At 37.9% G+C, this 15,709-nt stretch carries 10 protein-coding genes; all 10 read right to left on the reverse strand.

The features are described from left to right. Positions 1 to 33: 33 nt before the first annotated feature. The 10 genes from C7E02_RS16115 to C7E02_RS16160 are packed head-to-tail and all read right to left on the reverse strand — an operon-like array spanning position 34 to position 15,709. Positions 34 to 246: a hypothetical protein gene (locus C7E02_RS16115; RefSeq protein ID WP_105310145.1), complete on the reverse strand. Its 213-nt coding sequence runs from the start codon at positions 244 to 246 to the stop codon at positions 34 to 36. A gap of 16 nt (positions 247 to 262) precedes the next feature. Beyond that, a complete protein-coding gene (locus C7E02_RS16120) occupies positions 263 to 958 on the reverse strand; it encodes a 4'-phosphopantetheinyl transferase family protein (RefSeq protein WP_105310146.1) in 696 nt (231 codons plus the stop codon). Positions 959 to 989: 31 nt separating this feature from the next. After that, complete coding sequence (locus tag C7E02_RS16125; protein WP_105310147.1) at positions 990 to 2,054, reverse strand: methyltransferase; 1,065 nt, start codon at positions 2,052 to 2,054, stop codon at positions 990 to 992. A gap of 17 nt (positions 2,055 to 2,071) precedes the next feature. Next, positions 2,072 to 2,830, reverse strand: a complete 759-nt coding sequence (locus tag C7E02_RS16130) for an ABC transporter permease (protein ID WP_105310148.1) — start codon at positions 2,828 to 2,830, stop codon at positions 2,072 to 2,074. After that, positions 2,823 to 3,551, reverse strand: a complete 729-nt coding sequence (locus C7E02_RS16135; RefSeq protein ID WP_105310149.1) for an ABC transporter ATP-binding protein — start codon at positions 3,549 to 3,551, stop codon at positions 2,823 to 2,825. Before C7E02_RS16135 ends, C7E02_RS16130 begins: the two co-directional genes overlap by 8 nt. A gap of 5 nt (positions 3,552 to 3,556) precedes the next feature. After that, positions 3,557 to 4,570 carry an ABC transporter substrate-binding protein gene (locus C7E02_RS16140; RefSeq protein WP_105310150.1) on the reverse strand — a complete coding sequence of 338 codons (1,014 nt, stop codon included), beginning with the start codon at positions 4,568 to 4,570 and terminating at the stop codon, positions 3,557 to 3,559. 4 nt (positions 4,571 to 4,574) lie between these two features. Beyond that, positions 4,575 to 5,501, reverse strand: coding sequence for an alpha/beta hydrolase (locus C7E02_RS16145; RefSeq protein WP_105310151.1), 927 nt, complete (start codon positions 5,499 to 5,501; stop codon positions 4,575 to 4,577). Between the two features lie 14 nt (positions 5,502 to 5,515). Next, positions 5,516 to 6,577, reverse strand: a complete 1,062-nt coding sequence (locus C7E02_RS16150) for a Gfo/Idh/MocA family oxidoreductase (RefSeq protein ID WP_105310152.1) — start codon at positions 6,575 to 6,577, stop codon at positions 5,516 to 5,518. After that, positions 6,577 to 14,094, reverse strand: coding sequence for a non-ribosomal peptide synthetase (locus tag C7E02_RS16155; RefSeq protein ID WP_105310153.1), 7,518 nt, complete (start codon positions 14,092 to 14,094; stop codon positions 6,577 to 6,579). The genes C7E02_RS16150 and C7E02_RS16155 overlap by 1 nt, the downstream gene beginning before the upstream one ends. Beyond that, on the reverse strand, positions 14,060 to 15,709 hold the full coding sequence (locus tag C7E02_RS16160) for an AMP-binding protein (protein ID WP_105310154.1): 1,650 nt from the start codon (positions 15,707 to 15,709) through the stop codon (positions 14,060 to 14,062). The genes C7E02_RS16155 and C7E02_RS16160 overlap by 35 nt, the downstream gene beginning before the upstream one ends.

A 15,709-nucleotide genomic window follows, 5' to 3' on the forward strand; every position in this document is an offset into this window, starting at 1 on the left:
TGCCTCGCTGTCACCGTTATTGTTTTCTTTCCGCTACGGCAGGCATATTTTCGCTATATTGCTCTCCCATACGGTTATATTAAGTTCTTCACGTATGTTGTTCAATGAACCTGTGTATCTTATGATAATTTCCCACTCCTCAAAATATTCATCAAAGCCCACATTAAGATTAAGCGTATTCTTCCTCACACTCACAGAAATATTAATAGCCATAAAAAAATCCGGACTTATCTTTCTCCGTTCCATAAACAGCACCCATACCTTACTGTAATGCTATATAATACTCATATATATCTTCAAATGACACTGTTTCAAGTTCTCCGATATTATCCTTAGAATCTTCAGCACATATTGTATACCAATAATCTTCTTCGATTTTTTGCTGAGATACAATGCAGTCTTCCACTAAAACAGATCTGTCGTATATAACAATCTTATCTTCCTTATCTGCCACATCTATTTCTGTAAAATTTTTATTAAGCCCTAGCCCCAGAAGCTTTGCATAAGCTTCCTTGACAGTCCATAATCTCACAAAATAATCATCCGCAGCCTTATCTTCCAACTTAACAGCTATGTTTCTTTCGTGCTCAGTAAAAATGCAATCAAACATATCACTTGTCTGATCATGTGAATGTTCAACATCAATGCCATGAACAGTATTTCCTACAGAAACTATCACCCATTCACCGGAATGACTTATACTGAAATGAATTTTCGGATGCCCGGCTAATGACGGTTTCCCATATTCTCCATAACTCAATTCGATATGTTCATCAATATCAAAGTCTTTCATCAGACAATATCTAAGTAAAACAACTCCAACAATACACCGCTTCCGATCCTGTTCTTTTCTGTATCGTCCAACCTTGTTCTTTCTATCGACAGGAAGCTGATCAAACATCTTATAACATTTATCCACTGTTATATCATTTATCGGACACGCATATTGGAAAATCAATTTCTATAACTCCCTCTGTATTATGGCTCTACTATATTTCACCCATGACAAAACTATCACCTGCAGCATCCTTTTTTCGGCATACTAATCCACTCGTTCCATTATCTATATCTACTACAGACTCTATTTCCAGACCTGCCTTATCAAACAGATCCACAAATTCTTGATATGTACGTTCCCTTCCATTGCAGAATACCCACATCTGAATATCGCAGATATATCCCTTCAACGCATTAGAATCTGAACGCTGACTTATAACCTCATCTATAACTACAAGCCGACTATCAGAACTCATGGCACTTACTACATCATTTAAAATCAGTTTGGCTTTTTCTTCATCCCAATCATGTAGCACTCTGGAAAGAATATATAAGTCGCCTCTCTTTTCGATAGGTTTGAAGAAATCCCCTTCCTGAAAGCTGCATCTTTTGCTTAATCCACACTGCACAAGACGCTCCTCGGCATCTTTTCTGGCCTGGGCAAGATCAATTATCGTGCCCTTTGAATTAATATAGTATTCTAATGCCTTTTGGATTATAGTTCCGGTTCCACCACCTACATCTACAATTTCAAGGCAGTCATTTTTGCTAAAGACCTTTTCAAAAACACCTGTAAGCTCCAACTGTTTACTGACAGAACTCATCATTTTGTTAAATGTCGAGAACTTATCAGCACTCTTATCCAATGTCTCAAACATCTCCTTATCTTCCAACAACTCATATGGGCTCTTATTTTGCTTTATAGCCGGATATAATTCCATCCATCCCTTCACACTTTCTCTCCCGCAAAACAATGCATAATCCTTAAGAGATTCCGGATGGTCATCCGTAAGAAGTTCACCCTCTTTCGTGATTTCAACATATTCTGTGAGATTGACTAGATTATACTGATCAAGAAGCCTAAAAACCCTGATCAGATACTGCTCATTTACATTAATCTTTTCTGCTATCTCATAAACTGATAATCTATTGTTTTTCTTTATTATATCAAATAAATCCAACTCACATGCAGTATAGATGATTGCAGTGCTCATAAAACCATTGACCACCATCTGCACTTTATTAATACTGCAGTTGTTATTATTATTATTCTCCATTTACTATCTCCTCATAGTTATTTCGAAATTGACTCAGAGTGTTTCCAGGGACATAACTTCCATTCCAAGAGCATAAGCACAAAGTATATCCCCACTCCGAGCAGTGCCAACATCAATATCCCGGCATACATATCACAGAAATTCCTACTGTCCATACTTTTAGTTATAAAATACCCAAGCCCTGTAAAAGAGGCAAAATTCTCTGTAATAAATAACAAAGCTGTTGATACACCTATAGTTCCTCTAAGTGCTGTTAAAAGCTCCAGAATACATGCTGGTAATATCATATGTATAAGATTTTGAAAAAAGCTCGGTCTAAGTGCCTTCATAGACTGAATGATAGAATTAGGTATGTGCCTTACAGCATCACGGATAGTCAGCGTAAGCTGAAAGAATACTACTAGGCTTATAAGAAATATCTTTGGTGAATCACCAATACCCATAACTACAATAATGATGGGTAAAAATACAACCTTAGGTATTGGATACAACATATTAAAAATGTTTCCAAGATAAGCATCGGCTTTCCTACTCCAGCCTAATATAAGACCTAACGGCAGTGCCGCTAATGTCCCCAATAACGTTCCTGAAATGATCCTATAAGCACTGCTTAATATATGCTTATATATCTCACCCTCGTTAAGTAATACGATAAGCGCTTTAAAGGTATCAATTGTGTTAGGAAAAAAATCCTTATTAAACAAAAGACTTGATATATGCCATAGTACAAAAATGATCAACAAAGAAATCAACTTGCCAGATATTGTCTTATACATCAAAACATCCTCCCATCATATAACCGCTGACCAGTTGTTTTAATTTCGTGCGTTCTGCTTTATCTGAAGCTTTGGAAACATTCTCTACTATCCTGTTTTGACGTTGTTCATTAAATACAAGTATTCTTTCGCCCCAGTTAAGAGCTTCTTCAAGACTATGGGTAACGATGATTACCGTTATTTTCTTCTCTTTAAAATAAGCCTTTAATTCCCGGTTTAACTTCTTGCGAAGCATTGGATCAAGTGCTGAAAACGGTTCATCCATCAGAATCATTTTAGGAGATGACAGTATCGCTCTGCCTATTGCAGTACGCTGTTTCTGACCTCCTGACAATTGACCCGGATACTTAGATGCAACATGTTTTAATTCCAGTTTTTCAATCACCTGATCCGACAAATAAAATTTATCTTTCTGATGACTTAATCTAAGCGGCAGACGAATATTTTCTTTCACGCTTTTCCAAAGGAGTAATCCGTAATCCTGAAGAATAATTGATATATCTTCAGAATCACAGGCCTTCCGTCCATTAAATGTAACTTCACCCTCAGTCGGCTCCAAAAGACCCCCTATTATATTTAACAGAGTTGTCTTTCCACATCCGGAACCGCCAACTATAGCAAGATTTTCACCGTCTTCAAGTTCAAAACTGATATTTCTAATCGCGTAATATCCGGAAGTATCACCTTTATAATTCATTCCCACCTTAGAAACCTTTAACATGGCTATTAATTCTCCTTAATAAAACTCGAATCAACAATTTGATCGTAACTGTACTCTTCTTCAATCAGTCCTTTTCCTACTAGCCATCTACCAATACTTGAGGTATCATCCTCCGAAGGTACTACATTCTTCGTAAATGTTGGCACAACCCAACTTGCCTGTAGTTCTTCCGGAACATTAGATACTGAATAGATGAAGTCCATATCATCCGGATTCTTTTCATTAATCCTATCGATTGCCTGATTGAATCCTTTGACAAACGATGCTACGGCATCAGGCTTTGAATCGATTACTTCTTTTCTAAAAGCAATTACGGTAGAAGAATAGTTATTGTCTAACTCTGTATCATTTATGATACTCTTACACCCCTTGGTAAGGGATAGATCACCCATTGGGTCCGGCAGGATAGCCATATCAACTTTATTAGCGAGCAAAGTTTCAAGACGTAATGACAGGCTTGGAATATTGACCTTCTCAATATCATTTATGTCAATATTCAACTCACTCATATAAGAATCCACCAGGTATTCCATCATAGTATTCTCAGAAATCGCAACCGTTTTGCCTTTAACATCCCCGATATCCTCCACACCGGAATCCTCCGACGCAACTACCAGAAACTTTCCATCAGCTTTGGTTGCGCCAAGAGATGTTGTTACTGTCCTCATATCTGTGCCGCCCTTTTGTAATAAATGTTGAACCACCATATCAGTCATCATGCCATCAATAGCGCCACTTTCAATCGCCTTAGACTGATCTGATGCACTTCCGAATTCCACAAGTTCGACCTTCACTCCATTTTCTGTAAAATAGTTCTTTTCATCAGCCATATAGATCGGCAGACTGTCTATAGTTCTTAAAACTCCAATCTTTAATGAATCAACTTGGTTGGCTGAACTTTTATTTGTATTTGCAGCCTGATCCGACTTTACATCAGTTCCACCAGAACATCCTACAGATACAACTCCCATACATAACATCATTAATGTAAGCATTATTTTTTTAATATCTTTTTTCATCTCGTTATTCTCCTAATAATTCTATATTTTCTTTTAAGTATTCAACAACATCATCTATCACTTCTTTATTTGCAAGTAGATTATGGGTTCCGTTTTCTACTATTTTTGTAACAACCCCGGAACCTTTTATCTGGTCTTTATATGCCGCAAGGCTACACGGAAATGGAAGAACCTTATCCTTATTCCCCTGATATATCTTAATGGGAATATCACAGCTGTTAACTCCCTCTAATGCCGTTGCAGACTTATATTCCTTATAATGTATATGCGAATATGCCCTTGCTCCATATATCATTGGTTTCGTAATAAAACATGGCAATTTGCTATAATACATCTGTGCATATCCCGTAGGTGAATTAAGCGTTGCAGCAGCAACTAATCTTGACGGACGAAACTCCTTATTCTTGAGCATATATGCTGCTCCATATCCCCCCGCACTGTGCCCGATCCAGGAAATATCATCATATGCTGTAAGTATTCTTTCAGCCTTTAGATACCCTAAGGCGTTTTCCAGATCTATTATCCACTGTTGGTATCCCTTCGGAATATCACATACATCCTCCTCATCTATCTTATCTGTTACATCAAAAGAGAACACATCATAACCATTGAGGACCAGCTTAACAATAAGCTCCTTATAGTCCGGACAAAAAAGTCCGCTTCCTTTTGCCAAAATCACCAGCTTCGACTTTTCTCTTTCTGTCTTGGTAAACAGATAAGTCTTTAGTTTTCTGCCATCCGAATCAAAACTTGACTTTACAAGCACAAGGTCATTATCATCAACAAAGCTGTAATCATTTTGCTCTTTTTTCTTTTTAATCTTTAATCTGAAAACAACATATAGGATTCCAAATCCCATCAGCCAGCATAAAAGCATCAAAAATACAATAATACCGGCTATAATTCCTACACATAAAAAACTGGTCTTCATACCATTACCTCAAACTATACCAGATCATCTAATGACAATTGGATGATTTTACTTTCCTTCGCAGGTCTGCTTTTTCCAATCAGCCTTCCAACTTCATTCCAATACTTGGCACACATAAGATTATGCTGTTGTATAGCCTTGTTTTCCGTATTTTCTGAAACATTTTCATATATATCTGTAAGATATGTACTAATAGCTTCCGACCACTCTTTTTCAAACAGATTCTGTATATTAATTCTATTCTGATAACCATACGAATCATTTAGTACGGTTTTAAGAACGGTTTCATCCTGATACGGATCCAGAACCCCCTCTGCATCTCTTGGCACAAGATAGCACGGATTCCATATAATCTCTCCATGTGCCTCTGTCATAGACAAGCTTCCCGACTCGGTATATAGTGTCATTCGCTGTAACAAATGCACGTAATTGTCAGGATCATCTGCATTTAATTCATTTTGCACCTTAATCTCACATGGAACTCCTTTTACAAAGCCGCTTATCTGACTGAACATCCCTATATCCTTAAGACTATCTTCCTTCATTTCCCATGGACTAAAACCGCCAAGTATCCTCCCGACAATATCTATGGTCGGAAGTAATACCTGTAAGCTGCATGAGACATCTAAATATATAGGTTTTGTTTTTTCACACAGCTTTTTTGCAATGGAAATGAATTTTGCCGGTGTAGAAACATTTGAATAAAACATTTCCACAAAATACTTGCAGTTATTCTTTTTAGAAAGCATGTAACATTTTTTCATGTCCTCAAAATGTATCGGTTGCTCCTGAACAACATGTATTCCCTTTTCCAAAAATGCTTCTGCTATCTCTGAGCCTTTGCCACCGACTATATTAGAACGGATAACTACACATGCAAGATCGACCTCTTCCCTGTTAATCTCATTTACATCCGTATAAAGTTTAATATTTTCTTTTTCTGCTATACGCTTAGACTGCCTGCTTCCTGTAGACAGAATCCCCACAAGCTCGTATTGGTCATTAAGACTTTTTATTCCCTCTATGTAGAATCTTCCAAAGGATGTACCACATACCACAGTTCTAATTTTACTCACTAGATTTCTCCTTCCTGCATACCACCGATCTGATCCTCAAGTATTTCCGAAAGTCCCCCTATGGTTGGACATTCAAAAATGCTTGTTATACTGAGTTCTACATAGAATTCTTTCTTTATCTCATTAATGATCATGACGGCTTTTAAAGAATCGCCTCCTAACTGGAAGAAATTATCATCTACATAGATTTCATCAATCTGTAAACAATTTTTCCAAATATCTGCTATCTTAATCTCATAGTCAGAAGAAGGTGACACCTGCGCCCGGTTTTCTTCCTTCTTATCGCATAATCCCGTTAATGTCTTTCTATCAACCTTTCCATTAGGACTTAAAGGAATACCGCTGATGCTATGCATATATTCAGGTATCATATACTCCGGAAGTATCTCTCTTAAACCCGCTTTAAGCTGTGACAGATCCTCACATGTACATATGAATGCATGAAGCTGATTATTATTAACAACTACGGCATTATCCGATCTTGTCACTCTTCTTATTGCCGACTCAATCTCTCCTATCTCTATTCTGTATCCGCCAATCTTAACCTGTCCATCCTCACGACCTAAAAATACAATAAAGCCTTCCGGCGAATACATTGCAAGATCACCTGTTTTATATATTCTCATTCCTTGATATGCATTATCTATAAAGCTCTTTTTAGTAAGTTCCTCATTATTCCAGTATCCCAATGCAAGACCCTTTCCTCCAATGTACAGATCACCGGGAACATTATAGGGTACAGGTTCCATACTCTTATTGAGAATATACATAGTCTGATTTGCAAGCGGAACACCATAGGGAATACTTGTCCTCTTACTGTCTTCATCTGTTACTGTATGCCAGTTAGACCATATCGAAGCCTCTGTCGCTCCACCCAGTCCATGAACCACCGCCGAAGTCATAACGTTCTTTGCCTGTTCCTTAATATCTACCGGAATCCAGTCTCCGCTAAGAAGGATATGTCTTATATCGGGTATTATAACATCATTACTATTACCATACTCTAATACCATCTGAATATAAGCCGGAACAGAATTCCATATAGTAACCTTTTCATCCTTACAAAGTTTAGCTATGTAAGAAGGCTCTATTGCTCTATCTGCCTCGGGTATTACAATACATCCTCCAACTTCAAGCATCCCAAATATATCATATACACTAAGATCAAAATTCATCTGTGATAAGGCAATAGTTGCATCATTTTCTTCAGCTTTAATCCTATTATTAATGTCTATAATAGTGTTCATAGCCCCACCATGTGTAATGGCTACACCCTTAGGCTCTCCCGTAGTACCTGAAGTATAAATGATATATGCCAAAGTATCTTCACTTATCATCGGAAGTTCAACATCAACTGTATCAAGCTGATTTATATTTATTATGTCGAAGTCCGAAGCATATTCATCACTTTCAGATCCAGCTCCTGTCATGATAAGTTTTACATTTGCAAGTTCAAGTATTCTCTTATTTCTTGATACAGGATGATATGCGTTAAGAGGCAGATATGCACCCTTCGCCATCATTATTCCAAGAGCTGCAATAATCTGCTCCGGTGACTTATGCATAAGTATGGCCACAGGAGTATTCGCCCCTACTCCCTCCTTCACAAGGTTCTGCGCAATAATCTTTGCCTTATCATACACATATTGATATGAATAGGTTGTTCCCTTATGAACAACTGCTACTTTCTCAGGACTTTGTACGGCTATATCTTTAATTCCATCAACCAGAGTTCTTTTATCTAATCTGCACTGGGTAGCATTAATTGCCTCTATCATGGAACGATCACTGCTCTCGACAATACTTCCAGTTTCCTTATTCCATAAAGTTTCATCCTTGGAAAGTACATTTAGAAGCCTCTCATACTCGCTAAACATATCTGCAACCATATTCTGCGGGAAGAGTTCCTCGACTGCATCAAGAGAAACGTATAGTCCGGTCGCATCATTATAGACCTGCATGTCAAGCCATACCTGCGGCGTCTGTGAAAGACCATAGCCTAACTTTCCAAGATATGAATTTTCACCTGTTGTTCTGTCTTCTGTAAGTCCAATTCCACTTGTAAATACAACCGGCATCACCACATCCGACTGCTTGTTTTTATTAAGCATGCGTTCCACGTGAACTCCACTTACCGATGAATGTGATATATCGGACCACAGCACCTTCTGAATTTCTTTTGCTCTTTCCTCAAAGCTTTGTCCGGTCGTAAGATCAAGGCTCAGTATTGTAAGTGTTGTAAAGTCACCAACTACCTGATCGACCTTTTCAGAAAATGGAATTCTGTTAAATCTGGTAAGATTGATACTGAATTTCTTATCCCTGCTATATCTGGCTATAACTTCTGCATACAAACTCATTAAAAATACAGGTTCCGTAAGACTATAATTTCTTATTTTGTTCTTCAAAGCCTCCCATTTCTCTGGTTTTAAATGAGTTGAAAATCTCTTGAAGGTGCCAACGCTAGATTCTTTATTCACGGGAAGCTCCGGAGCCCCGCTTATATTATCCAGTTTATTTTTCCAGTACTCCAGATCCTTTTCATAGCTTTCGCCTTTACGATTCTCATTAAGACTTAATACATATTCTTTAAATGTTATATCTGCTTTATCAATCCGTACATCAGGATCTTCATAAAGCGCTTTCCACTGTCGGAATATATAGAACATGCTCCATCCGTCAAAGAATAAGTTATCAAAGCTTATAAAAATACGTGATCTTGAGCCAAACTCTGCATATCGGATATCGTATGCAGGCCACTTGTATAAATCAAAGGTCTGATGTTCGAGCTCATGTCTTATCTTCAGTAATGACTCTTCTAAAGCATCGCCACTTAACTCTGTCAAATCAATTTTCTTAATCTCATAATGAGGGACTTCCTCGAGCACTCTCTGATGCAGGTTATCATCACATACCACTGCACGCATCATATCATGAATTTTGATAACTTCATTCCAGCTGTTTTCAAGCCTGTCACGATCAAGTATGTCACAATCCATTTCAAAGTAACAGTGGCTGCTGTAATCTCCAAGCTTAAATGCCCCGCTTCGTCCAATCAGATAAGACTGCTGCATATCAGTAAGTTCGAATGGTTCATAAGGTGTATCATCTTTTATAAGAACAGGTAGCTTTTCTGTATCTTTAATAACAGACGCACTCATATCCAATTCTTTCGCCATCTCCTTTAATACAGGCTTTAAGAAAATGGTTTCAAGTGATATTTCATTTTCCAACTCTTTCTTAATCTCATTTTTAAGTACGGTTGCAAGCAGTGAATCTCCGCCTAACATAAAATAGTTATCATCTGGACGAGGTTTAACTTTCAGGATTCCTCTCCATATTTCACTCAGCCTTTCCTCTGTCTTAGTATATTTAACCTCATCATCTGCTTCCTCATTGTCCGCATCGTTCCGCATAGCAAGTAAAGCTTTTCTGTCAATCTTACCGTTGGCAGACATCGGGACTCTGCTTAGAAATATATAGTGCTTAGGGATCATATATTCAGGAACCATATTTCTTATATGCTCACTGATAAAAGAGGAATTCTTAACAGTGACACTGCTATTACCGTTATTGATCAATCCGAAATAACTGAATCCGCCATATGTAATATCATCACCTATTTCCTCCACTATACTTAAACTTGTGGTGTTTAATATTTCTTTCCAGCTTTTGTGATCTATAAGCATGCTGAGAGAATCTTTTCTTAAGTCGGTATATTCTTTTCTAAGAAATACTGTTGTTATATTAGCTAACGCTGTCATTCTTGAGCTTTCGGCAAAGTAGAGATATCCGCCTTCCTTAAGCATACACTCAAGATTCTGTAACGCAACATTAACATTTGCGAATCTATGAAGCGACTGATTACAGATAATGATGTCATATCTCTTCATAAGCTCATAATGAACAGTGTCCAAACCCATCCTTATAACATTTACAGAATCATTTAACTTATCCTTTAACCTGTTAACGTAATAATCCGAAGAAACCATAACTGTACAATTGACATTATTAAATGTAGCCTTAACTGCATTAATAAATTCCTTTGAGCCGGAATCTATAATAAGGATTTCAACATTATTATCATCTAAAGCAGTGAAATTGCTCAGGCTTCTAAGTAGAAGATCAGAGAGTATCTGACTCTGCTTATCATAAGTCAACACTTCCTCCACTTCCACAAAGTCGTCTAAAAGAACCAGATCACCGACACTTATATTACCTTCCAAAATGTCATTTATATTGTTAGTAAATACAGACACGAATTTCTCAATCTTCTCAGGTACCTTTATATCATCAGCATTTTCACACTTAATCTCATCCCATGAGTGCAATAAGGGCAGATACTCCTCTGATACTTTATCTATATCTATCCTCTTGCGTATTTCCTTTAATTTCTGTGCAACATACTGATAATACATTCTCTGGTCATCTTTTACAGCATCATCGTTATCCCTGTTCAGTATGTCTATATAATCCTTTTCGGAAACATCCTTTCTTACTATACCTGCTATTTCGTGAATAATATCCGGTGCTTTCTTGTCATTTAAAGCAACATAAGCCACAAGAGCTTTGGTGTCTTTAAGGTTGATGATATCAACATAGCTCTTATCAATCACTTCCACCTTATCTATAGCATTTTCAATCTCACCCAGTTCAATCCTATGTCCTCTAAATTTTACTTGCCTGTCCTGTCTTCCCAGGAATTCGATTGTTCCATCATTCCAGAAGCACCCCATATCACCGGTTCTGTACCATTTACCATATTCATCAGATATGAACTTTTTATCTGTAAGTTCTTCGTCTCCCAGATATCCTTGGGCAACACCTGCACCGCCAATCCATAATTCTCCCGGAACATAGCACGGACAATCATTACCTGCCTCATCTACCACTCTATATATCTGTTGCGGAAGTGCCTTTCCATAAGGAATTGAGATCCAGTCTTTGTCAACATCCCCTTTAACGATCTTATAGTTGGACCAGATAGAGGCTTCTGTAGCCCCACCCATAGCCATAATATAAGAATCACAGGAAATGGCAGCAAATCGCTTAGGAATATCCATGTCTATCCAGTCACCGGAAAGCATAGACACCCTCATATCTTCCAGTTTCTCATTCTTTTCTTCAGCCTCCACCAGGAGCATCTTGAAAAGCATTGGAACAGAATTCCACAATGTCACCTTCTCATCCTTGATCACTTCTAGCCATCTCTCTGCATCTCTCCAGGACTTTTGACTGAGAACCAACAGTCTGCCGCCTTCCCGTAATAATCCCCAGAAGTCATACACTGATAAATCAAAATCATAAGACGAGACATTTAAAATGCTGTCTTTATCGGACACATTGCATATCCTGTTTACCTCATTAATGGTATTAACCGCTGCATTATGTGCTATTTCAACACCCTTTGGTTTTCCCGTCGTTCCGGATGTATATATGACGTATGCTGTAGCATCATATGCAACATCTATCACTTTCTCAGATGGCTCATTCTTAAGAAGCTCTTCATAGCAAAAGACCTGCTTATTATATTTTGTAGCTAGTGACATATGTTTGACATCGGTTATAACTGCTAATATTCTATCAGAACTTAACATGTCATAAAGGCGTTTCTCTGCCTGATCCACATGGATAGGTATATATCCTCTGCCACTGCTTAATACGCCAAGTGCTGCTATTACCTCACTCTCGCTTCTTGGCAGAAAAAGTGCAATAAGATCTCCTTCTTCTCTGCATGCCTTAAGCCCTGTTACAATGGATAAAGCCCTTTTCCTTAATTCGCTATAAGTTACTTCCTTGCCTGTATCTACATTCTTGACAGCAATCTTGTCAGGGGATATCTCTGCCTGTTTAAGAATCTTTTCATGTAATGTCTCTTCTGCCGCTTTGAATGCTTTGCTTTCTTCCAGATTTTTGACCTGTTTCTCTTCCAAAACTGATAAAACCCGTTTATCTACAGCTTCTATTCCGGAGATTACAATATCCAGTTCTTTCTTAAAGAAGTCAAACATCTCATTAAGCATTCCATCTCTAAATATCTCCTCTATTCCATCCCAGAGTAAAGTAAGACCTCCATCTTCATCAAACGCTTGAAAATCAATCCACACCTGAGGAGTCTGTGAGATCATATAATCAAGCGGACCAAATTCCTCAACAAATTCCTCTGATACAAGAGGTTCACCCAGATTGCATGAGAACACTACAGGTATCCTGGCATCATTCCCCCTTCTTTTTTGTAACTGGCGTGTTACCCATACGCCTGAAGCACATGTATGTGCAGCATTTTCCAAAAATCTCTTCTGAATAAACAATGCATCTTCAATAAATGTTCTCTTCACTGTGAAGTCCATTTCTACCAATACAATATTCGTAAAATCAGCTACAACCTGATCTATGCCTTCAAAATCATCACGACTAAACAGTGGCAGATTTAATAAGAATTTCTTATTTTCACTCCAGTTAGCGATTGTTCTCGCATATGCCGTAAGAAGTATCATTGCCACCGTGAGTCTGTTTCTGGCAGCTTCATTTTTGATGCTTTCCCAATCAGCGGCACTATAATGAACACTGCGCCTCTTAAATCTTGGATATTTAATTTTTTCTACGCCGGGTCTGAGCATTAACTTGGGACCATTTGGCATGCTATCTATTTTGCTCAGCCAGAACGCCTCATCTTCTTCTCTTAGTTTTGCTGTATTTAACTTATGATCTTTAAGATACTGCGCAAAATTCCACCAGCTTAAATCCGGTAACGTTCCTTTCTTATAATATACGGCCAGATCCCTTAAGATTATCTTGAAACTCAAAACATCACAGATAAGCAGATCTATATCGAAATGCATAATATAATCTGTGTCCGTAAGTCTTGTGAGCTGTAATGCAGCCACCTGCCCTTCGCTGATCTTTAATAATCTATGAGAAAGTTTTTCTCTTTTCTCCAGAATGTATGTCTCTTTTTCAGCTTCTGATAATCCTCTTAAGTCATCTACTAAAACCTTTGTAGAATATGGTTTCTCACATATACATTGTTTTCCATCATCAGTATATCTGGCCCTTAACATGGCATGGGTATTTTGTACTGCTCCCCATGACGCTTCCAGTCTATCTACATCAACCCGAAAGCATCTGACCTCCATATAACCGTGACAGCCCACTCCTCCCAGATACTGGCTTTCATTCCTTCCTACCCAGTACGCATACTGAACATCTGTGAGATCAAAAGGCTCCTTATCACTTATCAGATTTTCATTTCCCTTAGCTTGGGTGACAGCTTTGTTTTCCTTAATTTCAGCATTAATGATTATTTCTGCCCAGCTATTGATAAAGGGAGCTTTCATAAACTGCGCAAAATTCACCTTATAACCATTTTTCATCCAGTAAGAGATGATCCTCATTATACTTAAGGAATCTATATTTAATTCATACAGATTCATGGTATTTAACTGCTTTGCTGTAACGTTATAATTAGTATCCTTGATCTGACTAATCAGTTTTTCTTTTATTTCTTCTTTGTTCATCCTGCTCGCTTTCCTCCAGAAGCCTTCTTAAGTTCTTCTTATCAACCTTTCCTACATTTGTATATAAGAATTTTTCCGTAAAATGAATTTCATCAGGAATCTTATACTGAGCAATACCTTCTTTAATAAAAAACTGAACTATATCGGTATTGGTAAGTTCCGGATTATCACTTATTATCATAGCTGTGGTGCGTTCTCCAAGACGCTCGTCGGGGCGTCCAAATACAGTAGCATCCTTAATATCCGGATGTTTTCTAAGAATAGTTTCCACTTCAACTGGCGATACATTCTCTCCGGCTCTATTGATCTGTTCTTTTACCCTTCCACAGATGACTACATTTCCATCGGCATCAAGATAAGCTTTATCACCTGTATGCAAATATCCGTCTTCCGTAAATAAGTTCTCGTTGAGAGCTTCATTTCCATAGTATCCCATAAAAGTATAGGGTCCTTTTTCCAGTAGCTCTCCCTGCTCATACGGTGAAAGCTCATTGCCGTTGGCATCGACTATCTTCACGCTATCCCCCTTAGATACCGGTTTCCCTTGTGTCTCAAGTATCACATCTAAAGGATCATCTATCGATGTATAGCATGTTATACCCTCACCAAGTCCATACGCCTGATGAAGCTTTATATCAAGCTTATCTATCAGCTTTAATGCCAGCTCTCTATCAAGCTTAGCCGCTCCCAGAGAGATTCTCTCAAGAGATGAAAAATCTGCTTCGTACCAGTCTAAAACCTCTGCCCATATTAAAGCTATTGCAGGAACGATCGAAGTAAATGTAACCTTATAACGCTCGATCATATCAAATGCCTCATCAAATCCTGCAGTATGACATAAGACGATAGTTCCACCGCTGTATAGACATCCGAGTATCCCCGGGCTTGTCAAAGGATAATCATGAGAAGTCGATAAAACTGCTAAGTACACCGACTTGTCGGTAATATCGGTCACCTTACAGGTTGCTCTCGCATTATAAACATAAGCCTCATGAATTCTTGGAATAAGCTTTGGAAGATTAGTTGTACCTCCTGATAATAAATAAAGCGCCGTGTCTCTATAGTTATTCACATAATCATTATACTCAGTTCCAATAACCTTATCACCAAATCCGGGAAGTACTTCAGCCTCATAGCCGTCATCACCCGTAAATGTTGTATCAGCGAATATCTTTTCAACATTTAATCTGCCTTCCTTAAACAATTTATATGCCATTGAAACATACTCACCTCCCAGAAATTCCACACAGCCAATATAAGCCTTAGAATGTATGGTATTTCCAACAGATTCCAATTCTTTCTCTCTGTGAGTTGGCAACATTAAAACAGGTTTTATGCCCGCTTTAAGAAGACCTAATAGCACCGCCACATATAGTCTTATATTAGGTAACTGAAGTAACACCGTGTCATCTTTTTTCAATCCTTCTTTAATAAAGTAATCTGCCAAATAATTAGAGTAATCATCTAACTGCCTATATGTATATGTTCCCTCAAAATCAATAACAGCATCTTTGTCCGGATATTTCTTTGCACTTTCCATTATCGCTCCGTGGATTGTTTCCTTATCCAGATACCCTTGATCTTCATACATTTTTAAAGTTTCTATAATATCCAT

This window comes from Dorea sp. Marseille-P4042 (genome assembly GCF_900290215.1).
Classification (GTDB): domain Bacteria; phylum Bacillota; class Clostridia; order Lachnospirales; family Lachnospiraceae; genus Dorea; species Dorea formicigenerans.